This is a genomic window from Aliamphritea spongicola, assembly GCF_017051665.1.
GTDB lineage: Bacteria > Pseudomonadota > Gammaproteobacteria > Pseudomonadales > Balneatricaceae > Amphritea > Amphritea spongicola.
In genome coordinates, this window is record NZ_JAFIDL010000004.1 from 258,524 (window position 1) to 282,824 (window position 24,301).

Annotated in this window: 23 protein-coding genes; all 23 read right to left on the reverse strand. The window is 51.4% G+C overall.

The genetic code is table 11. The annotated features are described in order from the left end of the window. Positions 1-52: 52 nt before the first annotated feature. Positions 53-1,246: a cell division protein FtsZ gene (ftsZ, locus tag JYB63_RS14640; RefSeq protein ID WP_205658634.1), complete on the reverse strand. Its 1,194-nt coding sequence runs from the start codon at positions 1,244-1,246 to the stop codon at positions 53-55. A gap of 113 nt (positions 1,247-1,359) precedes the next feature. Continuing rightward, positions 1,360-2,598 carry a cell division protein FtsA gene (gene ftsA, locus JYB63_RS14645; protein ID WP_205658635.1) on the reverse strand — a complete coding sequence of 413 codons (1,239 nt, stop codon included), beginning with the start codon at positions 2,596-2,598 and terminating at the stop codon, positions 1,360-1,362. A 52-nt stretch (positions 2,599-2,650) separates the two neighbouring features. Next, the gene (locus JYB63_RS14650; protein WP_205658636.1) at positions 2,651-3,508 is read right to left on the reverse strand and encodes a cell division protein FtsQ/DivIB; all 858 of its coding nucleotides are present in this window, start codon (positions 3,506-3,508) and stop codon (positions 2,651-2,653) included. Positions 3,509-3,510: 2 nt separating this feature from the next. Continuing rightward, a complete protein-coding gene (locus JYB63_RS14655; RefSeq protein WP_205658637.1) occupies positions 3,511-4,473 on the reverse strand; it encodes a D-alanine--D-alanine ligase in 963 nt (320 codons plus the stop codon). Between the two features lies 1 nt (position 4,474). Then, entirely contained in the window at positions 4,475-5,917 is a 1,443-nt protein-coding gene (gene murC / locus JYB63_RS14660; RefSeq protein ID WP_205658638.1) for a UDP-N-acetylmuramate--L-alanine ligase, read from the reverse strand. Beyond that, on the reverse strand, positions 5,917-7,011 hold the full coding sequence (murG, locus tag JYB63_RS14665) for an undecaprenyldiphospho-muramoylpentapeptide beta-N-acetylglucosaminyltransferase (RefSeq protein WP_205658639.1): 1,095 nt from the start codon (positions 7,009-7,011) through the stop codon (positions 5,917-5,919). Before murG ends, murC begins: the two co-directional genes overlap by 1 nt. Further along, complete coding sequence (gene ftsW / locus JYB63_RS14670) at positions 6,995-8,278, reverse strand: putative lipid II flippase FtsW (RefSeq protein WP_205658701.1); 1,284 nt, start codon at positions 8,276-8,278, stop codon at positions 6,995-6,997. The genes murG and ftsW overlap by 17 nt, the downstream gene beginning before the upstream one ends. A gap of 2 nt (positions 8,279-8,280) precedes the next feature. Then, positions 8,281-9,630 carry a UDP-N-acetylmuramoyl-L-alanine--D-glutamate ligase gene (gene murD / locus JYB63_RS14675; protein ID WP_205658640.1) on the reverse strand — a complete coding sequence of 450 codons (1,350 nt, stop codon included), beginning with the start codon at positions 9,628-9,630 and terminating at the stop codon, positions 8,281-8,283. A gap of 21 nt (positions 9,631-9,651) precedes the next feature. Further along, complete coding sequence (mraY, locus tag JYB63_RS14680; RefSeq protein WP_205658641.1) at positions 9,652-10,734, reverse strand: phospho-N-acetylmuramoyl-pentapeptide-transferase; 1,083 nt, start codon at positions 10,732-10,734, stop codon at positions 9,652-9,654. 4 nt (positions 10,735-10,738) lie between these two features. Beyond that, entirely contained in the window at positions 10,739-12,109 is a 1,371-nt protein-coding gene (locus tag JYB63_RS14685) for a UDP-N-acetylmuramoyl-tripeptide--D-alanyl-D-alanine ligase (RefSeq protein ID WP_205658642.1), read from the reverse strand. After that, positions 12,106-13,626: a UDP-N-acetylmuramoyl-L-alanyl-D-glutamate--2,6-diaminopimelate ligase gene (locus tag JYB63_RS14690; RefSeq protein WP_205658643.1), complete on the reverse strand. Its 1,521-nt coding sequence runs from the start codon at positions 13,624-13,626 to the stop codon at positions 12,106-12,108. Before JYB63_RS14690 ends, JYB63_RS14685 begins: the two co-directional genes overlap by 4 nt. Next, positions 13,623-15,377, reverse strand: coding sequence for a peptidoglycan D,D-transpeptidase FtsI family protein (locus JYB63_RS14695; protein WP_205658644.1), 1,755 nt, complete (start codon positions 15,375-15,377; stop codon positions 13,623-13,625). The genes JYB63_RS14690 and JYB63_RS14695 overlap by 4 nt, the downstream gene beginning before the upstream one ends. Beyond that, on the reverse strand, positions 15,367-15,732 hold the full coding sequence (ftsL, locus tag JYB63_RS14700; protein WP_336510892.1) for a cell division protein FtsL: 366 nt from the start codon (positions 15,730-15,732) through the stop codon (positions 15,367-15,369). Before ftsL ends, JYB63_RS14695 begins: the two co-directional genes overlap by 11 nt. Before the next feature lie 2 nt (positions 15,733-15,734). Then, a complete protein-coding gene (gene rsmH, locus JYB63_RS14705; RefSeq protein WP_205658645.1) occupies positions 15,735-16,673 on the reverse strand; it encodes a 16S rRNA (cytosine(1402)-N(4))-methyltransferase RsmH in 939 nt (312 codons plus the stop codon). A gap of 38 nt (positions 16,674-16,711) precedes the next feature. Next, entirely contained in the window at positions 16,712-17,167 is a 456-nt protein-coding gene (gene mraZ / locus JYB63_RS14710; RefSeq protein WP_205658646.1) for a division/cell wall cluster transcriptional repressor MraZ, read from the reverse strand. A 420-nt stretch (positions 17,168-17,587) separates the two neighbouring features. Beyond that, positions 17,588-18,205 (reverse strand): hypothetical protein, encoded by a 618-nt coding sequence (locus JYB63_RS14715; RefSeq protein WP_205658647.1) that lies wholly within the window; start codon positions 18,203-18,205, stop codon positions 17,588-17,590. 169 nt (positions 18,206-18,374) lie between these two features. Further along, complete coding sequence (locus tag JYB63_RS14720) at positions 18,375-19,496, reverse strand: YchJ family protein (protein WP_205658648.1); 1,122 nt, start codon at positions 19,494-19,496, stop codon at positions 18,375-18,377. A gap of 127 nt (positions 19,497-19,623) precedes the next feature. Then, positions 19,624-21,276, reverse strand: coding sequence for a bifunctional UDP-sugar hydrolase/5'-nucleotidase UshA (ushA, locus tag JYB63_RS14725; protein WP_205658649.1), 1,653 nt, complete (start codon positions 21,274-21,276; stop codon positions 19,624-19,626). Between the two features lie 97 nt (positions 21,277-21,373). Further along, entirely contained in the window at positions 21,374-21,826 is a 453-nt protein-coding gene (locus tag JYB63_RS14730; RefSeq protein WP_205658650.1) for a YcgN family cysteine cluster protein, read from the reverse strand. Beyond that, a complete protein-coding gene (locus JYB63_RS14735; protein WP_205658651.1) occupies positions 21,826-22,116 on the reverse strand; it encodes a YcgL domain-containing protein in 291 nt (96 codons plus the stop codon). Before JYB63_RS14735 ends, JYB63_RS14730 begins: the two co-directional genes overlap by 1 nt. A 33-nt stretch (positions 22,117-22,149) precedes the next feature. Next, complete coding sequence (rnd, locus tag JYB63_RS14740; protein WP_205658652.1) at positions 22,150-23,325, reverse strand: ribonuclease D; 1,176 nt, start codon at positions 23,323-23,325, stop codon at positions 22,150-22,152. Between the two features lie 23 nt (positions 23,326-23,348). Beyond that, entirely contained in the window at positions 23,349-23,948 is a 600-nt protein-coding gene (recR, locus tag JYB63_RS14745; protein ID WP_205658653.1) for a recombination mediator RecR, read from the reverse strand. Positions 23,949-23,957: 9 nt separating this feature from the next. After that, positions 23,958-24,284: a YbaB/EbfC family nucleoid-associated protein gene (locus tag JYB63_RS14750; RefSeq protein WP_205658654.1), complete on the reverse strand. Its 327-nt coding sequence runs from the start codon at positions 24,282-24,284 to the stop codon at positions 23,958-23,960. Positions 24,285-24,301: the final 17 nt, after the last annotated feature.

Consider the following 24,301-nt stretch of genomic DNA (forward strand, 5'->3'; position numbering starts at 1 on the left):
GCGCATTTTTCGCCGTCAATCCTGATCAAATCTGCAGTACAGAGCTGTCTGTTTAATCTGCCTGACGGCGTAAAAACGTAGGAATATCAAGATATTCGCTATCGGTCTCTCCATCACTTTCTTTGGACACAGCTGGTGCGGATAGTTCCGCAGCCTCTAAATTATTTTCTGCCCGTAAATCTTCTCCCTTACGGCGCAGTACTGCAGGCATTTCCAGTTGCTTCAGATCAAGGCTGCCATCCGGCTTTCGGTTCTGGCTGACAACCTTCACGGTTTCTTCAGCAGCGCTGCCACCATCAATACCCGTAGCAACAACCGTAACCTTGATTTCATCCTCAAGAGTCGGATCGATTACCGTACCAATTACAACAGTTGCCTGCTCAGAAGCAATTTCTTCTACCACCTGACCGACTTCTGAAAACTCCCCCAGTCCCAAGTCAGGACCAGCGGTAATATTAACCAGGATACCCCGCGCGCCGTGCAGGTCGATATCTTCCAGCAGCGGGCTGCTGATCGCCGCGTTCGCCGCCTCCGTACCCCGGTTTTCTCCGCGGGCAGTACCGGACCCCATCATGGCCGTCCCCATTTCAGACATCACAGTACGCACGTCCGCAAAGTCGACGTTGATCATACCCGGACGGATAATCAGATCGGCAATCCCCTGCACCGCACCTTTCAGTACATCATTAGCGGCATTGAAAGCATTGATCAGTGTGCACTGGCGTCCCAGAGCCTGCATCAGCTTTTCATTCGGTACGATTATCAGTGAATCAACATTTTCCCGTAATTCACGGATACCGTCTTCGGCATACTGAACCCGCTTCTTGCCTTCGAACGGGAACGGCTTAGTGACCACAGCAACCGTCAGAATACCCAGCTCTTTTGCCACTTCTGCAACAATTGGCGCAGCGCCTGTACCTGTGCCTCCGCCCATGCCTGCAGTAATGAATACCATATCCGCACCGTGCAGCATCTCTGCAATTTTTTCACGGTCATCAACCGCTGCTTTACGGCCAATATTCGGATCCGCGCCGGCCCCCAGGCCTTTCGTCATTTGCGCACCGATCTGCAACAGGGTTTTCGCCTGCATACGGTCCAGTGCCTGTGCATCGGTATTCGCACAAATGAAATCAACCCCATCAACATCTGTTGATACCATATGCTGAACCGCGTTACCGCCACCGCCGCCAACGCCTACTACTTTAATCACCGCGTTCTGCGCGAGATCATTTACTAATTCAAACATATCCCTTTCCTCCAGATTCAGTGCCTGACCCACACCGGCTTCTGTAAACTCTTTGTATCTTATAATTTCGTTTTGCCCCTACGGGGCAGTGCCTGTAATTACCAAACAAACACTTAAAAATTTCTCGCAAACCATGCTTTCATACGGTTAAGCAGCGGCTCTGCAGGTTCACGTGGCTCGCTAACAGGATGCTCTGCTTTAAAACTGTGTTGCGCAGCACCCGCAGGTAACTCCCGCTGAGCATGCTGTAACAACCCGATACCTGTGGCATAAATCGGGCTGGCAAGAATATCTTCCATGCCCCGTACCCCCTTCGGCAATGCCAGACGAACCGGCATATGGAACACTTCTTCAGCAAGCTCTACAGCACCTTCCATCTTGGCTGTCCCACCGGTAAGTACAATGCCGGCAGCGATCATGTCTTCAAAACCGCTACGGCGCAGCTCCGCCTGAATCAGAGTAAACAACTCGTCATATCGCGGCTCTACTACCTCAGCGAGCGCCTGACGGGATAAATCCCGTGCCGGACGATCTCCCACACTCGCAACCTTGATCATTTCTTCCGGACCGGTTAACTGAGCCAGACAGCAGGCATATTTCTTCTTTACGTCTTCCGCATGCTGCGTCGGCGTCCGTAATGCCATGGCAATATCATTGGTAACCTGATCACCGGCAATCGGAATAACAGCTGTATGACGGATAGCACCGGCAGTAAACACAGCAATATCAGTCGTACCTCCGCCCATATCCACCATACAGACACCGAGCTCTTTCTCGTCTTCAGTAAGAACCGAATAGCTGGAAGCCAACTGCTCCAGCACACTGTTATCAACTTCCAGGCCGCAGCGCTGAACACACTTCTCAATATTTTGCACCGCATTCACGGCACCGGTTACCAGATGCACCTTGGCTTCCAGGCGCACTCCTGACATACCCAGCGGCTCACGAATACCTTCCTGATTATCAATCACATACTCCTGAGGCAGGATATGCAGAATCTTTTCATCTGCAGGAATTGCCACCGCCTGAGCAGCATCCAGCACCCGCTCAAGATCATAATCCATCACTTCCCGGTCACGTACAGCAACGATGCCATGGGAGTTCATACTCTTAATATGGCTTCCCGCCACACCCACTGTGACCGAGTGAATTTTACAGCCAGCCATTAGCTCAGCTTCTTCAACTGCACGCTGAATGGACTGCACTGTCGACTCTATATTTACAACAACACCACGTTTCAGACCGCGGGATACATGCGAGCCAATACCAACAATATCAATCCCTCCATCAGGACTGATTTCTGCAACCAGACAGACCACCTTGGACGTACCGATATCCAGGGCGACAATCATATTATTTCCAGGCTCATTCACGAACTACCTACCCACTTGTCTCTAATCTGCTTTAACCTAAATCAGCAGTGTTTTCCGGATGTGGCCGCCATTTAACTGCCACACCATTTTCATAGCGAACGTCGATTCGGTCGATTCGACCAGCCTCAACATCATCCTTTAATCTCAACTGATACAGGCTGACAAACCGCTCCAGCCTGCCTACTAAATCTTCACGTCCGAGCACCAGAGTCACACCGTTTTTCAGTTTCAGTGACCAGGCTCCCCGCGCTTCCATCTGCAAAGAATCCACCTGTAACGACAAATGCCGCAAGCGCTGGCTCAATTCGTAATACTGCGCCATCATTTGAGCAGTATTACTGGAAGGGCCTTCAAGCAGAGGTAACTGCTGGTACTCATCTGAGCCTTCCGGCCAGAAAATATCCCCTTCATGGTTCAGCAGGCCATTGCCTCCCCAGCGCGCCACCGGTACTTCTTCCTTTACTTCAAGTACCAGACTTGCCGGCCACTGACGCTCCACATTGACCTGATATACCCAGGGATGCGCCTGCGCTTCAGCTTTAACCCGATCTATATCCGCCGACATCAGACCGCCGTTTACGGCCGCCAGACTTTTATTCGCCAAATCCGTTTTATCCAGAAAGCGTGTCTGACCTTTGACGGTCAGATGCGTCACCGGCTGATCAAGCCAGACATACAACTTATCTGTCGCACTCCCGGCCAAAGCAACAAACACCAGCACCGCAGTCAGCAAAGTAACAGGCTTTAACCACCAGTCAGTTTGCCAGGATACAGAGAAACGCCAGGTATGCTTTTCAGCAGCCACAGACTCAGGCTCAGCCTTAACCCGGGTGCGTGACGCCCCTCTGGGTGCCTGGCTGGCGATATCCTGCTGTTCTGTAGCCGTCATACTTACAATGTTCCCCGCAAGATCTTAACCACCAGCTCTTCAAAGCTGATACCGGCTTTACGGCCCGCCATCGGCACCAGACTATGATCAGTCATCCCCGGCAGCGTATTCACTTCCAACAATTGGAATCCAACACCGGGTAGCTGCATCACATCGACCCGCCCCCAGTCTTTACAGCCCACCATATTGAACGCATTCACTGCCAGAGCCTGAAGTTCAGCTACCTCAGCATTACTCAGCTCGTTATCAAAATGATACTGCGTGTCATCAGACTGATACTTAGCTTCGAAATCATAAAAATCATTCGGTGTTTCCAGCCGGATAACCGGCAACGCCTCACCGTTGATTACCGTAACAGTAAACTCAGGCCCTTCGATCCACTGTTCAGCCAATACTGCCCGGTCATATTTGGCCGCCTCAGCGTAAGCTGTTTCCAGCCCTGTAATGTCCGTAACTTTACTCATGCCGATACTGGAGCCTTCGTGAGCAGGTTTAACGATGACCGGAAAGCTAAGGCGCTCAGCCACAGCAGAAAAATCACTGCCAGCAGTCAGCAACTCATAAGCAGGAGTAGGCATGCCAGCACCCTGCCAGATTTGCTTGCACTTCACCTTATCCATCCCCAGAGAGGATGCCATTACACCGCTGCCGGTATAGGGCTTACCCATAATCTCCAGCAGCCCCTGCAGGGTGCCATCTTCACCGCCACGGCCGTGCAGAATCAGAAATGCCCGATCAAAGTCCGCATCCATTAACTGCTGGACCGGTGATAAACCATCAACCAGGTTTTCGCCGTCACCGCATAAATCCAGACCGAACGCGTTCACACCGGCACTCTGCAGCGCTTTCAGTACCTCTGCTCCGCTCTTCAGCGATACCGAACGCTCTGCCGAGTTCCCGCCATAAATAACAGCAACCCGACCAAAACGGTCCTGTAACTGCGCATCAATACGATATTCAGCCATATCAACTCTCCTGTGCGGTGCTCAGATCAAGTGAGGCTAACCGGTGTGCCAGCGCTGTGATATCACCGGCTCCCTGAGTCAGTAATAAATCACCCGGTTGCAACAGGTTTTTAAGAATTTCAGGCACGGCATCCAGTGACTCAACAAACACCGGATCAATGCTGCCCCGCTGACGAATACTGCGGCAAAGACTACGGCTGTCTGCCCCTGCAACCGGCTCCTCGCCGGCAGCGTAGACCTCCATCAATAACAACACATCAACATCAGACAAGACCTGAACAAAGTCTTCATACAGATCACGGGTACGGCTGTACCGGTGTGGCTGGTTAATCATGACCAGACGGCGATCTGGCCAGCCATCTTTAACTGCTTTAACCGTTGCCTGAACCTCACGTGGGTGGTGACCATAATCATCTACCAGCATAACGTCACCGCCTTCAACCGGAATATCACCCAATACCTGAAAACGGCGTCCGACGCCCTGGAAATTTTCCAGCGCCTTACTGATAGCCGCATCGTCAATGCCTTCATCACTGGCCACTGCAATGGTTGCCAGGGCATTCAAGACATTGTGGTACCCCGGCATATTCAGAGTCACCTGCAGATCAGGACGACCATCCGGACGGGTGACTGTAAAGTGCGTATGCATACCGTGCTGGCTGATATTGACCGCGCGATAATCTGCACCTTCCTCAATACCATATGTCACCATCGGGCGGCCGATTTCCGGCATAATCTCCCGGACAACTGGATCATCATTGCAAAGTACCGCCAGCCCGTAGAAAGGCAGGTTGTGCAAAAAATCCACAAAGGTTTTTTTCAGCTTGCCGAAATCACCACCATAGGTATCCATATGGTCGGCATCTATATTAGTAACAATCGCCACCATAGGCTGAAGGTGCAGGAAGGAAGCATCACTTTCATCGGCTTCTGCGACCAGATAACGGCTCCCCCCCAGCTTGGCGTTGGTACCGGCACTGTTCAGCCGGCCACCGATGACAAAAGTCGGATCAAGCTTGCCTTCGGCCATTACCGAAGCAATCAGGCTCGTGGTCGTAGTCTTACCGTGAGTGCCAGCCACCGCAACACCGTGACGGTAACGCATCAGCTCCGCCAGCATTTCTGCCCGGCGCACGACCGGTATACGGCGTTCACGTGCTGCCTTAACTTCAGGGTTTTCTTCGTTTACAGCAGTAGAAGTAACCACAACATTGGCGGCGGTAATATTGTCTTCACTGTGGCCAATGAAAATTTCAGCGCCCATTGAGGCCAGATGCTCAGTCGTGGCAGACACTTTAATATCTGAACCACTGATCTGATATCCCTGGTTCAGCAAGACTTCGGCAATGCCGCACATACCCACGCCGCCGATACCGACAAAATGTATCCGCCGGATCCGGCGCATTTCAGGTACATCGTGTCTTGTCACTGTTGACTGTGTCATTATTTCATTTCCTCCAGGCATGCATTGGCAACAATTTCAGTTGCCTCAGGCCGACCCAAGCTTTTGGCCGCCTGCGCCATCTCTAATAATTTATCCCGCTGCGACAGTTCATCTGTCAGCAGTGTCTTTAACCGCGCTTTATCCAGATCTCTCTGCTGCACTAAAATCGCTGCGCCCTGCTCAGACAGATAACGCGCATTACCGGTCTGATGGTCATCAACTGCATGAGGAAATGGCACAAGAATAGCCGCTGCCCCTGCAATACTAAGTTCACTGACGGTTAGCGCACCCGCCCGGCATAAAACAATATCTGCCCAGCCATAGGCCTCATCCATCCGGTCGATAAAGTCCACCACCCGGATATTTTCCCGACCGTTTAAACCGGCCGTTTCATAAGCCAGTTCAGTGGCTTCAATGTTGCGTCTTCCTGCCTGATGCAATACTTCAAACTGTGATTCCGGCAGATCTTTCAGGACTTCAGGCAGCAGGGTATTAATCGCCTGCGCACCTAAACTTCCACCCACAACAAGTAAACGTATCGCGCCGCTTCGCTGTGCAAAACGAACGCCAGGCTCAGGTAATTGCAGGATATTTCCTCTTACCGGGTTACCGACAACCTGAGTCTTCAGATTACTGTTAAACGCCCCACCAAAAGCCTCCATTACCACACTGGCGACTTTAGACAGCAGCTTATTCGTCATTCCGGCAGCAGCATTCTGCTCATGCACGATGACAGGCACCCCGGTCAGATAAGCAGCGGCACCTCCCGGTCCGGAAGCAAAACCGCCCATACCCAGCACAGCGTCCGGCTTTACCCGACGTAACACCTTCAATGCCTGATAGCAGGCCTTCATTAATTTAAAAGGTGCCAGTAACAGGCTCAGTTTGCCTTTGCCCCTTAACCCAGTTACATCAATACAATGCAGTTTTATGTCTGCATCCGGTACAACCCGGGCTTCAATACCCGCAGCCGTGCCCAGCCATTCAACATTTATCCCCTGCTCCCGCAGAACATCCGCACAGGCAAGCGCCGGAAACACGTGACCGCCTGTCCCGCCAGCCATCACCAATAATGTTTTATGCGCTGCCGACATTCATCGCCTCCGGGGATTTTCCGTATTCTGATGACACATCAGTTGCCGCTTTCTTTTTACTGATCTTCTGTTTAGCTGTGGCTTCTTCGCCGCTGTCTTTCTTTAACCGCAATATCTTTAACTCATAATCAATTCGTAACACCATGGCCAGCATGGCTGCACATACCAACAAACTACTGCCCCCGTAACTCAGCAATGGCAGCGTTAAACCTTTTGTCGGTAGCGCACCAACATTTACCCCAATGTTAATCAGCGCCTGGGCCGCCAGCATGATGCCAAAGCCATAGGCCACGTAACTCATAAAAAACTGTTCCTGCTTTTCAGCCTGGCGTCCGATACTGAAAATCCGTAACACCAGAATCACATACAGCACGACCACGAACAGTGCACCAACACCGCCCATTTCTTCCGCCAATACAGAAAACACAAAATCCGTATGCGCCTCCGGCAGATAAAACAGCTTCTGTACGCTGTTCCCCAGCCCGGTTCCAAACCAGTCTCCGCGACCAAATGCGATCTGAGCCTGCGCTAACTGATATCCACTGCCGTAAGGATCAGCCCAGGGGTCAAGAAATGTCTGTAACCGCTGCATCCGATAAGGCTGTACAACAGCCAATGTGGCAATGACTGATAAACACCCGGTTACCACCAACAGAAACTGACCAAACTTCATGCCACCGAGAAAAATCATTCCCATTACGGTGCCCATCAATACAACCGCCGCACCAAAGTCCGGTTCCAGAATCAGCAACAACACAAAAAACGCCAGTGGCAACGCCGGCTTGGCAACGCCCTTCCAGCTGGAACGCACTTCAGATAAACGCCGTACCAGATAGCCTGCCAGATAAATCACCATGCTGAACTTGGCAATTTCTGAGGCTTGCAGGTTAATCGGACCGAAGCCAATCCAGCGGGTACTGCCGTTTACCTCCCGGCCAATCAGCAATACCAATACCAGCAACGCCAACCCAAGGAACAATAACCACGGACCGCTTCGCTGCCACATTGCCATAGGAATTTTCGATACAATCACCGCACCGGTCAGCCCCATCACAATAAAAATCCCATGTCGGATCATATAAAAGAAGGGGTTATCATTTTTTACTGAAGCCACTTCAATTGATGCCGAGCTGATCATCACAAAACCAATTAACATCAGGCTCAGTGCCGCCGCCAACAACCAGGCATCAAACGGTAACACCTGATTCACAGGTACTAACGGCTGTGAAGCACCAGCGACGCCCCGTCCGGTTAAGCGGCTAAACATACTCACAGCGCCAACACCTCATCGCAAAAGGCATCACCGCGGGCGGTAAAGCTGGCGAACATATCAAAGCTGGCACAGGCAGGAGAGAGCAATACGATATCCCCTGGCTCTGCTAATGCCTGTGCCTGCTTAACTGCTGCTGACATACTGTCAGCAAAATACTTATCCAGATCAGTAACGGCAGCCAGTTTATCTGCATCTTCACCAATCAAAACCAGCGCGCGGCTGTGCTTCGCCAACGGAGCAGTCAGTGCACCGAATTCAGCACCTTTCCCCTGCCCACCGGCAATCAGAATAATCTTTTGATTATTTTCCAGCGTTGCACCCAAACCATTCAGGGCAGCTTCCGTTGCTCCGACATTTGTCCCCTTCGAATCGTTGAAATAGCTGACACCATCCAGCTCTCTGACCCACTGACAACGGTGACGTAACCCGGCAAAGGTCTGAAGCGTTTTCAGCATAACGGCCATCGGCAGATCAACCGCATCGCCAAGTGCCAGTGCTGCCAAAGCATTGGCAACGTTATGATCACCCTTCAGCTTCATAGCACTTAACGGCATCAGCCCCTGCAGCCCTTTAGCCAGCCATGCTTCACCGTTTTGCTCTATAACGCCGAAGTCTTTCAAATCTGGCTTATCCAGTCCAAAACTGAAACGCTTAACCTGTTCAGGCAATAACGGACTGGTCAGGGCATCATCACGGTTTGTAACCACCTGCTGTGCCCCACGGAAAATCCGGTGCTTCGCCTGATAATACAGCTGCATATCGTTGTTATAGCGATCCAGATGATCCGGGCTGATATTCAGTACTGTCGCAACAGCCGGACGCAGGTCGTGTGTGGTTTCCAGCTGAAAGCTGGACAACTCCAGGACATACAGCGCCTGCTCACCTGCAGCCAGCATATCCAGTACGGGGGTACCGAGATTTCCGCCAATTCCGGTATCGATACCGGCATCCTGTGCCATCTGACCAACCAGACTGGTCACAGTACTCTTAGCATTTGAACCGGTAATGGCAATCACAGGCGCACTGATCTGCCTGCAAAACAAATCAATATCACCGGATAACTTAACCCCGGCATCAACCGCCTGCTGAATGGCAGGCTGATCTTTTGCTACTCCCGGGCTCAGTAATAACTCATCCGCCGCACAAAGCACATCTGCATTCAGCGGACCGCAATACAGTTCAGCTTGCGGAAACTCAGCTTTTATCGCCTCCAGATTCGGTGGTACGTCTCTGGTATCCATCAGCGCAAACGGCAACCCTTCACAAGCCAGAAACCGAGCGCATGAAAGCCCGGTTTGTCCTAACCCGATGACGATACGGCGGTTATCAGATGCAATCAGCGTCACAGCGATTTATTCCTCTGATTCTCAGCGAATCTTCAGTGTTGCCAGACCGATCAGTACCAGTACAACTGTAATGATCCAGAAACGAACAATGACCCGCGGTTCAGGCCAGCCCTTAAGTTCAAAGTGGTGATGCAGCGGTGCCATACGGAAAATACGCCGGCCGGTCAGCTTGAATGAAGCCACCTGCAAGATCACCGATACGGTTTCGATCACAAACACACCGCCCATGATCAGCAATACCAGTTCCTGACGGACAATTACGGCAATCACACCCAGCGCTGCCCCCAGTGCCAACGCGCCCACATCCCCCATGAATACCTGCGCCGGATATGCGTTAAACCACAGAAAACCAAGCCCGGCACCAACAATCGAACCACAGATAATAATCAGCTCACCGGAGCCCGGCAGATATGGAATGTTCAGGTAGTTTGCGAACTGCACGTGGCCGCTCAGATAAGCAAAAATCGCCAGCGCACCCGCTACCAGCACAGTCGGTAAGATGGCAAGACCGTCCAAACCATCCGTCAGGTTTACTGCATTGGAGCTCCCGACGATGACAAAATAGGTGAATACGATATAGAAGATGCCCATCTCGATCGCGACATCTTTAAATACCGGGATAATCAGCTGAGTTTCAATTGGGGAGTTGGCCGTCATGTACAGGAACACCGCCGCGCCGATACCACCAACCGACTGCCAGAAATATTTCCAGCGGGCAGGCAGACCGCGGGAATTTTTCTCAATCACCATGCGGTAATCATCTACCCAGCCAACCGCACCGAATATAAAGGTCACAATCAGTACCACCCATACATAACGGTTGGTCAGATCACCCCACAATAAACTGCTAATCATAATTGCCAGCAGAATAAGTGCACCACCCATGGTCGGCGTGCCGGCTTTGCTCAGATGTGACTGCGGACCGTCATCACGTACAGACTGGCCAATCTGTTTCATTTTCAGGGTGCGGATCAGTAACGGCCCGAGCATCAGAGAAATCGCAAGCGCAGTCAGTACTCCCAAAATCCCCCGTAACGTCAGATAACTGAATACGGTAAAGCTGGAAAAGTGTTGTGCTAACCAATCGGTTAGAAGGAGTAACATTGATTTAACCTCTCTCTTGCAGGCCTTTAATGACCTGTTCCATTCTTGCGCTTCGCGACCCCTTCGCCAGCGTCACCCTGTTAGTTGTTAATTGCTGAATAGCCTGCACCACATCCCCGTGTTGCAAAAAATTCGCCGACTGTTTTCCGCCAGCCGCCTGATAAGCCGCAACAGTATGCGCGCCTAACGGGCCACAGGTATAAAGCACATCGACCCCTGCCTGAGCGGCATAACGGCCGATATCCGCATGAATCTCAACCTCATCCGGTCCCAGCTCTCCCATATCACCCAGGGCCAGCACACTCAAAGATGCCTCAGGGGTCAGGTCCAGTAATGCATCCACCGCCGCTTTCATCGAGCCCGGATTAGCGTTATAGGTATCATCAATCAGTAAACCGCTGTCGGACTCAATCGGACACATCCGCCCGGCAACCGCTTTACAGGCACGCAAACCTTCAGCAATATCCGCCAGCGGGCAGTTATCCGCCAACGCAGCTGCCGCAGCCGCCAGCGCATTATTAACGTTGTGACGCCCCAGCATCGCTAACTGAACTTCCTGCTGCTGACCTTTAAACTGCAGCATGAACCGGTAACAACCGTTCAGTTGCCGGGTAATATCCGTGGCGGTTACATCCGCTTCAGGATGCAAACCGAAGCAAAGATGAGGCTGTTCCTTAAGCATGCTGTTCCAGACGCTAAAATGCGGATCATCCCGGTTAATAATGCCAACGCCGTCAGCATCTAATCCGTTAAAAATCTCCGCTTTGGCATGTACCACACCTTCAAGGCTGCCAAACCCTTCAAGATGAGCCGCCAGTGCATTATTCAGCAGCGCCACACGGGGCTTGGTCAGGCCGACACTGTAATTAATCTCGTGCGGACCGCTGGCTCCCATTTCAATCACGGCAAACTCATCTTCAGCGCCCAGACGTAACAGTGTCAGCGGCACCCCAATTTCATTATTCAGGTTGCCACGGGTCGCCAGAGTCTGGCCCCGCTGGCTGTTAATAGCCGCGAGCATTTCTTTAACAGTGGTTTTCCCACTGCTGCCAGTTATCGCAAAGACACTTCCCGAGAAGAAACTGCGGTTAAATGCCCCCAGATCGCCCAGTGCCAGACGGCTGTCCTTAACAATCAGCTGAGGTAAAGAAGAATCCACTGAATGCTCTACCACCAGTGCCACAGCACCTTTTTCTTCTGCCTGAGCAACCAGGCTGTGGGCATCGAAATTAGGCCCCTTTATTGCCAGAAACAGATCACCCTCCTGTAACTGGCGGGTATCCGTGCTTACACCGCTGACCTTCACATCAGCGGCGTTAATAACCTCTGCACACAAAGCCTGCTGAAGCTGATCCAGTGAAAAAGGGCCATTCATAATGTTTCTCTCAGACTCAGTGCGTGACGGGCAACTTTCACATCATCAAAAGGTAAACGCACGCCATTTACTTCCTGATAATCTTCATGACCTTTACCGGCGATCAGCAAAATATCATCCTGCTTAAGGGATGCAACAGCATGCTCGATTGCCTCCCGGCGATCCGCAATACGGGTAAAGACTGTTTCCGGCTGCAAACCGGCAACGACCATATCGATAATACTTTCCGGCTCTTCTGTACGCGGGTTATCACTGGTAACCACCAGTTTATCCGCAAGTGATTCAGCCACTTTTGCCATCTGCGGCCGCTTACCGTTATCCCGGTCACCGCCACAGCCAAACACACACACCAGATCTCCCCGGCAGTAATCCACAACCGCCTGCAATGCTTTTTCCAGTGCATCCGGCGTATGGGCATAATCTACCAGCACCAGTGGTTGCTCATTCTGTACCGCTTGCATCCGGCCCGGCACAGCATAAATACCGGCTACAGCGGTTTCTATCTGACTGGCAGTAAAGTTCAGCTCACCCAGTACCCCAATGGTCAATAACAGGTTACTGAGATTAAACCGCCCCAACAGTGGTGATTTAACCGATACGTCGCCCCAGGGTGTTTTGAGCTCGGCAGCAATCCCGTGACTGCTGAGTACAACATCGGAAGCAATCACTGCAGCATCAGAACTTTCACCAAAGGTGGTGACTGACTTCCCTTTGGCCAGTGCCTTCAGCTGACGACCATAATCATCATCCAGATTAATGACCTGAGCAGGCACATTCAGTTCAGTAAACAACCGGGCTTTAGCAGTAAAATACCCCTGCATATCACCGTGATAATCCAGATGATCGCGGGATAAGTTTGTAAACGCCGCCACATCAAACGACAGCCCTGCAACCCGTTGCTGATCAAGCGCATGACTGGATACTTCCATCACGACCGCAGTCGCACCGGCGGCAACAAACCCGGCCAGTAAAGCATGCAGGCTGATCGCATCCGGCGTGGTATGTGTGGCAGGCGCTAAATCATCGAGCAAACCATTGCCAACAGTGCCGATCAGAGCAGTCTTTTCTCCTAAGGCATTCATCCCCTGCGCAATATAATGGGCACAGGATGTTTTACCATTTGTACCGGTCACACCAATAACTTTTAAATGCTCACCTGGCTGACCATAAAATGCCGCAGCTAGCGCACCGGTTGCGGCATCAATATTATCTGCCTGAATGACAGGAACGGTAACCTGTTCCTGCCCCGCGAACCCTGCCTGCCAGTCGGTGGCAGACACAACCACAGCCGCTGCACCTTTAGCCTGCGCATCAAGAATAAAATCACAGCCACGGTGGGCAACGCCGGAGCGGGCAATAAACAACATGCCCGGCTTTACGGTACGACTATCCAGCGTCAAAGCACTGATCTGCACATCATTCAGATCATCGCTATTAATAAGTGGGGCTAACTGATTGCCGGCAGCCCCTACTGCCAACAGATCAGCTAGTTGTTTCCCCGTTCCCAAACCTGTCATTTCATTACCACCTGGGTCTCGCCCTCGGCTAACTTATCCGGAGCAACATTCAAACTACGCAGCGCGCCACCCACAACCCGGGCAAAGACGGGAGCAGCAACCTCGCCACCGTAATACTCCTGCCCTTTAGGGTTATCAATCATAACCACTGTAATAATCCGCGGATCACTGACCGGTGCGATGCCTGCAAATACCGAAATATACTGATCTTCCTTGTAACCGCCACTGGCAGCCTTATGGGCTGTTCCGGTTTTACCGGCCACCCGGTAGCCGTCAACCGCCGCCTGAGTACCGGTGCCGCCCTTGTTTGTTACCGTTTCCATCATGCCAAGAACAGTGTCCGCAATGTCTTCAGGCATCACCCGTACCGTACTGTCCGGCTTATCAATTTTCAGTAAAGAGACCGTTGGCATAACACCTTTATTGGCAAACGGCAGATACGCCTGCGCAACCTGCAAAGGCGTGGCTGATAAACCGTAGCCATATGACATGGTGGCCCGTTCAACCACACGCTTCTTCTCTACGTAAGGTAAAACCCCGGTCTGTTCCCCTGGAAACCCACTGTTGGTGGATTGCCCCAGACCAAGGTTGTAAAACACATTCCGAACAGCATCTTCATGCATACTCAGCGCCAGCTTAGTCACGCCCACATTGCTGGATTTAGTTATGATCTTGGTCATATCCAGCTCACCATAATTACGGTGATCCCTGATGGTACGACCTCTTACCCGGATAAAACCCGGCGCGGTATCTACCACACTGTCAGTGGTGTACTGACCGCTCATCAGCGCTGCGGCAACCGTCAGGGGCTTCATGGTTGAACCTGGCTCGAAAATATCGGTAATCGCCCGGTTACGGAGCATGGCCGGAATCAGGTTCGAGCGGTCATTCGGGTTGAATGACGGCTGATTCACCATTGCCAGAACCTCACCTGTATTAGCATCCAGCATCACCAGTGCACCGGAATCCGCTTTATGCGCACTCACTGCCGCTTTCAGTTCACGGTAAGCCAGATACTGCAGGCGTAAATCGATACTCAGCTGCAGGTCTTTACCCTGCACAACATCCTCAACCTGACGGATATGCTTAATAGTCCGCCCCAGAAGGTCCCGCATAACCAGCTTTTTACCCGGCACGCCTTTAAGCCAGTCTTCAAATGCCAGTTCAAGCCCTTCCTGACCCACGCCGTCTAAATTAGTAAAACCCACCAGGTGGGCAGTCACTTCAGAAGCCGGATAGTAACGTTTATACTCCCGGTCTACGTGCAGCCCTTTAATGCGTAGTGCCTCAACACTTTCAGCAAGATCCGGTGTAATCTGCCGCTTCAGATACAAAAACTGTTTGTTCCGGTACCGGGCAATTTTTTCCTTCACTTCATCCGGCTTAAATCCAAGCAGGCCGGCAAGCTTACCCACTGCAGGATTCTCTGCTTCAAACTCTTTCGGGTTGACCCAAACAGTGGCAACCGGCGCACTGACTGACAACGGCTCACCATTACGATCGGTAATAACGCCACGGTGTGCCGGTATTGCCGTCGTGCGCAGCACCCGGGAATCCCCCTGCTTCTGTAAAAAAGCCTGGTCCTGCACATTCAGCGAAACCATCTTGCCGACAATAAAACCTGCGATCAGTAATAACAGCAGCAAAACCAGCCACAAACGCCATCCCCGTGCCGCACGCGTCTGGATGCCGGCGACATCCTGAGATGCCTCCTGCTTATCCTGACTGTCCGCTACGGTTTTAGCGCTCATCACGTATAACCTCTATTCTTGCGGGTATCTGCATTGCCAGTTTTTTGGTTGCCAGATTTTCAACCCGGCTGTTCGCAGCCAACGCACCCTGTTCGAGCAATAACTGCCCCCACTCCACCTGCAACTCATCCCACTGCTGTACTAACTGTTGCTGGTGATTAAAATTGAGCCGGTACTGATAAGCGGTGTAAATCACCACCAGCGCCGATACCACAATGCTGCTCACCAGCACCAGCAATACGACCGCTTTCACATACAGATCGCTGGCCTTCAGCATCACTGCAGGGCGAACATCTTCACCCTCCGCTTCATGCGCTGCTGCAACCCCTAACTGCAGCCAGGCAGGCCAGCTCACTTTCACTTCAGTTTCACCGCCGCACGCATAACAGCACTGCGTGAACGCGGGTTATCATCAACTTCTTTACGGCTTGCCTTCACCGCTTTAGTAACGGCTTTCAGGCGTTTATTCAGCATGTCATCTGTGAAAGGGATTCCCGGCGGTAAATGCTCATCACCTTTCACATGGTGACGGATAAAACGCTTCACAATCCGGTCTTCAAGCGAATGGAAGCTGATCACCACCAGACGACCGCCAACCTTAAGCATTTCCAGCGCCTGCTCCAGACAGGTTTCCAGATCTTCAAGCTCACGGTTGATATAAATACGGATTCCCTGAAATGCCCGGGTTGCGGGATTCTTTCCCTTCTCCCAGGAAGGATTCGCTTCAGCAATGATTTTGGCCAGACGGCCGGTCGTGGTAATCGGTTCTTCAGCCTGAGCGGCAAGAATCGCACGTGCCATCCGGCGACCATGACGTTCTTCACCGTAGGTATAAAGCACATCGGCAATTTCAGCTTCAGTTGCATGGCTCAGCCATTCAGCCGCGCTCTCACCGACATCCGGATTCATCCGCATATCCAGCGGGCCATCCGCCATAAAGCTGAAACCACGGCTCGGGTCATCCAGCTGCGGAGAAGACACCCCCAGATCCAGCAATACGCCGTCCAGCTGACCGGATAATCCCCGGGCTTCAACAAACTCCTGTAGCTGAGCGAAAGAACCGCGCTCGATATCGAAGCGCGGTTCTGTTGCAAATCGCTGTTCTGCACAGGCAATTGCTTCAGGATCTTTATCTATCGCCAGCAACCTGCCCTGCGGCGTCAGCCGTTCAAGCACCAGTGCCGAATGCCCGCCCCGTCCAAAGGTGCCGTCAATATAGAAACCGTCTCCGTCACCAACCAGAGTGTCGACAGCTTCATTCAGCAATACTGTAATGTGTTGAAATTCTGCACTCATGTGCACGGCCCCTAATGGTTTAAATCAGCCCTGAAGGCTTAAAGCGATAAATTCTGTAAATCGTCCGGCAGTTCCATACTGCCGTCATCATCATTCAGGTAGTCATCCCGGGTACTGTTCCAGCGATCTTCACTCCAGATCTCGAACTTATTCCCCTGCCCTAACAGAATGATTTTCTTTTCCAGTTCAGCGTAATCACGTAACGGCGCCGGTAGCAGCAGACGGCCATTACCGTCCATTTCAAGATCAGTCGCATGACCGATCAGCAAACGCTGAATACGGCGGGCCTGTTTATTAAAACTGGGAAGGGACTCAATCTTTTCCTGGATTTCTTCCCATTCGGAAAGCGGATAAAGCAGCAGACAACGGTCTTCGGTATCGATAGTGGCCACCAGCTGGCCAGCACAGAACCCTGAGATTGCCTCACGGTAGCGTGCCGGTATGGCCATTCGGCCCTTGGCATCAAGATTTATCGGGTTTACACCCCGAAACATACCCTGACTTCCACTTTAGTTCCCCTTTGCTCCACTTTTACCCACATTTACCCACTTAGCCACACTATAGAAATTAACCCCGGCTTTTGCAAGGCCATAAAACAGATTTTGGGCAATCGTCAAGACCAGATATCCGAAGGGCTTGCAGCCAGTCAGACATACTGAAAACAGAGCAATAAAACAGAAGAGATAAAACTGAATCAGGGCTTTATAAGCAGCCTGAAAAGAGAAAAAATCTGCAACTACAAAATCAAACCGCTATTGAAGCACACACTGCTAAGGACGCAGAATTTTACCACAGTACGTCACGACAAATGACACCCGCCAACCGGTATGCACTTGAATTTTTTTGATAATGCCTGCGCCACTTAAACAAAAAAACGGAGGCATCTGCCTCCGTTTTTTTGGTAAAAGTAGATATTAGTGGATATACAGAGAGCCACGCTTATCCGTAATCCAGTAATGCCCTTCCAAGACATCAGTATTTTGCGGACCGATATACCCGGCAACCCCCACGGCCACCGCACCCGCCCGATATAACACCTGAGCCAGCTCCACTGCCGACCCACCGCTACGGACGACCGCCGCCTGATCCAGGCTAAGCACAGCCGGCACTCCGGCCTCAGAAGCAGCTTTTAAAAACGCTAACGCCGCATCTTTACTTTGCAGATAACTCTGGATAACAAAATCCGCCCCCTCTGCAGCAACCTGCGCCAGAACATCTGAGTAATCACACTCAGCAACCGCATTCAGCTCTGCCGATACCAGCAAAGGCTCCGGTGTTTCATTGGCCACTCTGCGGGCCGCCCGCAATGAAGCGATTGCAAGGTCATTTTTTGCCGAGCTGAAAGGGTGGCCACTCTCAACCACATCGCCCTGCAAATCTACCTGTTCAGAATACTCTGCCACTAAATGATCTAATTTCTCACCAGGATTCATCAGCGCGGCCGCTTGCACATCGCTGCAAGCGACACGGGATGCAGTTAATACTCCCTGGGATGCTAAACGGGTTTGAAGATCGCGTGATACAAGACTCATGATGTCTCTCCTCCGGTAATCAGGCTGTACTGCAAAATGCTGTACAGCGTTTAAGGTGGAGACATCATAAAAACAGTTAGTAAATTAGTAAAACTCAATATTTTCAGATTTTATTGAGTAAAATTAATATTCGACTAATTCTAACAATGCAAATAACCGCGCAAGGCGGTCAGACTGCATCATCTACATGCAAGTCAAAGCAACAATCCACATAGCGGCTACCGCTGCCACACAGACACGGCTGAGTTTTATCCGGTTGGGGCTGACTGTTCTCCATCACATAATGAGATGCATGTTCGCGCTTCGTCCAGAGCTGCTCATTCTTATTCAGAAAATCACTCTTAATTAAGGGCTTAGTCACATCCAGATATTCACTGTATTTAGCAACAGCCTGCGCCTGTTGATCTATAGAAGCATGCAGAGTCGCGACCGAGAACAAAGATTCTGTTGTCACCAGACTCAGCCGGTAACGGTTGCCGAAGCCATGCTTATACATTTCGAAGGCCTGCGCGAAACACTCAATAGCAGACGGCTCCAGTTCAAGATAACTCAGCGCAACACCGATATCTTCAACCACAGATGCGCGGCACGCACTGAAGCCAAACAACGTCGACATCTCATAGGTATTACTGCTCAGTGAAAGCTCCAGACAGGCCATCAGCGTTAACGCAGCCTGACGGTAATGATCAAATGCAAGCTGTAACCGTGACACATACACCAGCAAAGCCGCCAGATCTGCCTCATCAACCCCAAGCGATCGACAGGCTGCAATTTCTGAATAAAACAACTCAAGCAACAAAGTATTTGCTGCTTCTGATATGTAAGACTGCCCCACCAGCGTACTGTCATTAATCAACCGGGTGGCTATCCCTGCGATGTACAGCGACAAATTCAGCCGCGCAGCGCCGGACATATCATCAATTTCACGAAAAAGCTCCAGACCGCTCTTTTCCTTACCCCGGGAATGCTGCCAGGCATAAATAAGAGCTTCCAAACCTTTTTCCGGTGAAATACCGTTACTGAGAAACAGTGCATCCAGCTTTTCGCGCAACGCCTCAAACGCCGGCACGTCTTCTTTTTCACGGTATTCATAGACACTTTCATGAGGACCTGCTGCAATCAGAGCAGCCATTACAGAAGACAAGCGTTCTTGCAGATACCCGTCAGAAACAGCAACATCCAGCACTGATTCGGAACGTTCAGGTTTACGCGGTAACGCAGCAACATTCAGGGGGATATCAGATGTGGTTGCCCGGGCAAAAGCCGCCAGTTTATTTTGCTGTACGCTCACATTCACTCCTCAGAAGAGTCGGTATTTCTATTCAGGCCAGCTCACAGCCACTGCCGTTCAGCCTGCTTCAGTTTCAGCACCTTAGAACCGTTAACTGAAACAAAGCTGAACGTATAAAAGAACACCCTCAGCGACGGATAATATCTGCCGAATCAAAGCGAGAGGCATTTAAAGGGCTGTTTTCCTGAATATAAGCCCGCAATACTTCTGCATCCACAAATCCGGTGTTCACGTAGCCCGGGTGACCATCCATTTTCGGATAGCCGTCACCGCCCGATGCAATATAACTGTTAATCGCCATCCGGTATGTGCCGGCCGGATCGACAGGTTGGCCAGCCACCAATACCTTATCCAATTTGCCAGCAACCACTTCCAGCTGAACTCCGGCAAACTGTGCAAATGCACCACTGTCCACCGGTTTCTCGGCTACAACAGCCAGGTACTCAAGCAGCTCTGCCCCACTCAGTTCAACAAAGGCAACCGCATTGGCAAATGGCTGTACTTTCAACACATCTTTGTAGGTAATATCACCGGCGGCAATGCTGTCCCGCACACCGCCGGAGTTCATTACCGCCAGGTCTGACTGGGTTTTATCCATCTGCGCCTGCGCAATCAACACCCCCAGATTAGTCGGCTGAAAACGGATCACATCACGGTCACCTTCTAGTTTAGCGTCTACTTCGCCAATCTTAACTTGCAGTTGTGCTTGCCCCTGTTCCTGATAAGGCTGCAGGAATGCCTTTAGCTCAGCATCTTCGGCAATCGCATCAGCAACCAGTACCCTGACTTTTTTGCCGTCTGCACCCTTCACTTTTTTCTTAAGGTTCACGGGAATCAGCTGATAACTTTCCAGACGTAACTCACCATCTTTAAATACCAGATCGGCCCGCCCCACATATTTACCCCATTCATGGGCCTGCATAATCAGAGTACCGTTCTGCACATCCGGCATACAGACATCACCCGGCTGATAACCGGTCACAGTTGTTCCGTCCGCCGCCATACACACAGGGTCCTGTGAATGGCCACCGATAATCATATCCAGCCCATTAACCTGGCGGGCCATGGTCACATCTCCCGGGGCATTAATGCCATAAGCCGCATCCACATAGTGCCCCATATGCGTGGCGGCAATGACGACATCAGCCTGCTCCCGCAATTCTGGTACCAGAGATGCCGCTTCAGCTACCGGATCAGTAAAACGAATATCACTGATAAACTCCGGATTTCCCAGCTTGGCTGTATCCTTTGTCGTCAGGCCGAGCACCGCTATCTTCAGGTCACCCCGGTTAAAAATACGGTAGGGTTCAAATAATCGCTCGCCGCTGTTCTGCCCGTAGATATTTGCCGCAAGAAAAGGAAAGTCAGCCCAGGCCTGCTGCTCCCGCAACACACCCAGAGGATTATCAAACTCATGGTTACCCACGGCCATCGCATCATAACCAATCCGGCTCATGCCTTTGAAATCCGGCTCTGCGTCCTGAAGATCAGATTCGGGGACGCCAGTGTTAATATCCCCCCCTGACAGCAATAGCAGCTCACCGCCTTGCGCGGCAACTTCAGCACGAATACCATCAATCAGGGTTTTCCGGGCCGCCATGCCGTATTCACCATGCCGGTTCGACCAGAAACGGCCGTGATGATCATTGGTATGTAAAACCGTCAGCCGGTATTCTTTACCCGCCTGCCAGAGTGGCTCATCCTGCGCCCCGATTAACGAACACCCGGACACCGCCACTGAAACCAGCGCACCTGCAATCGCAGCTTTTAATCTGAACATCGGAAAACTCCTGTACTTTTATCCTGACACACATTCGGAAACCATAAGCCCGTAACAGCTTATAGCAGGGAAACAAACAAAGAGGAAACGGTGGCCGCTAGGCCGGGCCACCGGATTCGATTACATAATCAATATAATCTTCTTCAGCAAGCTGATCATCGGTCACTTCAAACCAACTGACCACAGACGCTCCAGCCTGCTTGACGGATTCCCGGCGCCCGGTAATCAGCGGATGCCAGTCAGGGATATCCTTGCCTTCATGAATTAAACGGTAGGTACAGGTACGGGGCAGCCAGTGGAACTCTTCCACGTCTTCCGGCCTGAGTTTTACACACTGAGGTACCAGAGAACAGCGTTTCTCGTACTCTGTACAAAACATGTTTTCCAGATCAAGCAGATGACAGACCACGCTGGTGTAATACACCTGCTCAGTCTCTTCATCTTCAACCTTATGCAGGCAGCATAAAGCACAACCGTCACACAGAGATTCCCACTGGGTTTCAGACATCTCTTCCAGCGGTGTGGAACGCCAGAAGACCTCAGCAGCCATCAGCGCACTCCGGTTTCCGGCCGGTCAACATGCAAATCCAGCATGTAATCTTCTTTCGCCGGAGGCATTTGCAGGAAAAAACCTTTTTCCTGAATATCACTCAGTACCTTATCTGCTTCCACACGGGCCATTTTCTTTTCCGGTGTGATCAGCATATCGAATACATGCAACGGGGTGCCAAACATGGTTTTCAGTGCATCCGGCACACGGGCAAGCTGTTCCTGCTTATCAACATACAGGTACATTTCGTCCTTTTTCGAGCTTTTAAAAACACTACAGATCTTTTTCATAGGGATTCCGGAACAGCCAGTAAACAGGCTGCTTTATGCAATTTCTTTCAGTTTAGCAACCAGCGCATCGCCAATTACCGATTTTCGCCAACCGCTTAAACTTTCTGGCAAGCTGTACTCACCCTGCTCACCTGTTCGGATCAGCGCATCCAGATCCTTCTTGCGCAACAGCACCTCAGGTGCCATATCCAGCTCAGCAGCTTTTTCACGGGCCATTGCCTTTAGCTGCTTTAACGGCTTATTCCAGTCATAGCTAAGCGGCTGCACAATGGATTCCGGCGGACTGGCCGCAGCAGAATCTTTTGCCATTTTCAGATAGCTCAGTATAGTCGCGCCGTCCTGCCGCACCGCCCGGGGATGAATATCATCAATCTGAGACAGCGCATATTCGGAAGTGGGCCACTTATAAACAATGTCAATCAGTGCCTGATTTCTCAGTACCCGGTTCCGGGGCACATCGCGCTGACGACATATACGTTCGCGCCAGGCGGTCAGGTCACGCAGTGCCGCCAGCTTTTCAGCCGGCAACTTCCAGGCCTGACTGAAACGCTTATAATAATGCACTCCGTCAGGATCCTGATCAGGAATACTGGCCAGCAAGACCTGTAACTCATCTTCCAGCCAACTTGTCATATCGCGGGCATCCAGCGCGTCTTTCTGCTTGAGATACAGTGCAGGCAGATACGCCACATCCAGCGTAGCATAATGTTCTTGCGCCGCGGTCAGAGGCCGTTGCAGCCAGTCAGAACGGGTTTCCCCTTTACCGATCGCCACGCCCAGGGCATGCTCTACAATTCGCTGATATCCCATTGAAAAGCCCCAGCCTAAAAAGCCAGCTGCGACCTGCGTATCAAAGACAGGTGAAGGCATTTCACCCAGCATGTAGAGAAACAACTCTAAATCTTCATTACAGGCGTGCAGAACTTTCAGCACAGACTCCGCACGGAATACCTCAACAAGAGGCCCGTAGTTTTCCAGCGTCAGCGGATCCAGCAAATAACAATGACGGTCATCCGCTACCTGGATTAACCCCGGCAGAGGATAGAAGGTATCGACCCGGATAAACTCGGTATCCAGCGCGATTAATGGCAATGTCAGCCAGTGCTGACAGCACTCAGCCAACGCTTCATCTGTACGGATCCAGACCGGGGTTTTGGCAGCCTCTTCCAACGCTAAATAATCATAAGACGCTGCACTTCCAGCATTCATAAACAGTTCCTGCAAAAGGCTTCTCAGAGAAGTGAACGGCGACCTGCCAACGCATGCGCCAGAGTACCACCATCAACAAATTCAAGTTCACCACCCACCGGCACTCCGTGAGCAATACGGGTGACTTTGATCCCCATATCCTTAACCTGCTCAGCGATATAGTGAGCGGTCGCTTCCCCTTCGACCGTCGGATTGGTTGCCAGAATAATTTCTTCAATTCCGGCACCGTCAATCTGCTCAAGCAAAACATCGAGCCCCAGATCCTGAGGGCCAATTCCGTCAATCGGGGACAAATGCCCCATCAGCACGAAGTAGTGACCATTGAAACCGCCGGTCTGCTCCACCGCCAGCACATCCACCGGCGTTTCAAGGATACAGAGTTTGGTGCTGTCACGGCTGCTGTCATCACAGATTTCACACAACTCATGCTCTGATAACGTCCGGCAGCGGCTGCAGCGACCCACATTTTCGATAGCTTGCTGTAACGTTTCAGACAGTTTAATACCACCTTCCCGGTCACGCTCAAGCATATGAAACGCCATACGCTGGGCGGTTTTCGGCCCGACACCCGGCAAGCAACGAAATGCTTCAACCAGCGACTGAATCAACGGACTGAATGACATAAACGCCCCTTAGAACGGCATATTGAAGCCTGGTGGCATACCCATACCACCGGTTACTTTGGCCATACGCTCCTGGTTGGCAGACTCAACTTTACGTACCGCATCATTCACCGCAGCCGCAATCAGGTCTTCCAGAATTTCTTTATCTTCTTCCATCAGGCTGTCACCAATTTCAACCCGTTTTACATCATGACGACCATTCATAACGATCTTCACCATGCCGGCACCTGACTCACCGTTAACTTCCGCTTTGGCGACTTCTTCCTGGGCTTTTTGCAGTTCTTCCTGCATTTTCTGGGCCTGTTTCATCAGGTTGCCCATTCCACCTTTCATCATAATAAACCTCGATATTT

Coding starts and splice junctions, on each gene's coding strand:
- ftsZ (WP_205658634.1), bottom strand. CDS start 1,246: ATGTTTGAATTAGTAAATGATCTCGCGCAGAACGCGGTGATTAAAGTA.
- ftsA (WP_205658635.1), bottom strand. CDS start 2,598: ATGATTGTCGCCCTGGATATCGGTACGTCCAAGGTGGTCTGTCTGGTT.
- JYB63_RS14650 (WP_205658636.1), bottom strand. CDS start 3,508: ATGACGGCTACAGAACAGCAGGATATCGCCAGCCAGGCACCCAGAGGG.
- JYB63_RS14655 (WP_205658637.1), bottom strand. CDS start 4,473: ATGGCTGAATATCGTATTGATGCGCAGTTACAGGACCGTTTTGGTCGG.
- murC (WP_205658638.1), bottom strand. CDS start 5,917: ATGACACAGTCAACAGTGACAAGACACGATGTACCTGAAATGCGCCGG.
- murG (WP_205658639.1), bottom strand. CDS start 7,011: ATGTCGGCAGCGCATAAAACATTATTGGTGATGGCTGGCGGGACAGGC.
- ftsW (WP_205658701.1), bottom strand. CDS start 8,278: ATGTTTAGCCGCTTAACCGGACGGGGCGTCGCTGGTGCTTCACAGCCG.
- mraY (WP_205658641.1), bottom strand. CDS start 10,734: ATGTTACTCCTTCTAACCGATTGGTTAGCACAACACTTTTCCAGCTTT.
- JYB63_RS14685 (WP_205658642.1), bottom strand. CDS start 12,109: ATGAATGGCCCTTTTTCACTGGATCAGCTTCAGCAGGCTTTGTGTGCA.
- JYB63_RS14690 (WP_205658643.1), bottom strand. CDS start 13,626: ATGACAGGTTTGGGAACGGGGAAACAACTAGCTGATCTGTTGGCAGTA.
- JYB63_RS14695 (WP_205658644.1), bottom strand. CDS start 15,377: ATGAGCGCTAAAACCGTAGCGGACAGTCAGGATAAGCAGGAGGCATCT.
- rsmH (WP_205658645.1), bottom strand. CDS start 16,673: ATGAGTGCAGAATTTCAACACATTACAGTATTGCTGAATGAAGCTGTC.
- mraZ (WP_205658646.1), bottom strand. CDS start 17,167: ATGTTTCGGGGTGTAAACCCGATAAATCTTGATGCCAAGGGCCGAATG.
- JYB63_RS14715 (WP_205658647.1), bottom strand. CDS start 18,205: ATGAGTCTTGTATCACGCGATCTTCAAACCCGTTTAGCATCCCAGGGA.
- ushA (WP_205658649.1), bottom strand. CDS start 21,276: ATGTTCAGATTAAAAGCTGCGATTGCAGGTGCGCTGGTTTCAGTGGCG.
- JYB63_RS14730 (WP_205658650.1), bottom strand. CDS start 21,826: ATGGCTGCTGAGGTCTTCTGGCGTTCCACACCGCTGGAAGAGATGTCT.
- JYB63_RS14735 (WP_205658651.1), bottom strand. CDS start 22,116: ATGAAAAAGATCTGTAGTGTTTTTAAAAGCTCGAAAAAGGACGAAATG.
- rnd (WP_205658652.1), bottom strand. CDS start 23,325: ATGAATGCTGGAAGTGCAGCGTCTTATGATTATTTAGCGTTGGAAGAG.
- recR (WP_205658653.1), bottom strand. CDS start 23,948: ATGTCATTCAGTCCGTTGATTCAGTCGCTGGTTGAAGCATTTCGTTGC.
- JYB63_RS14750 (WP_205658654.1), bottom strand. CDS start 24,284: ATGATGAAAGGTGGAATGGGCAACCTGATGAAACAGGCCCAGAAAATG.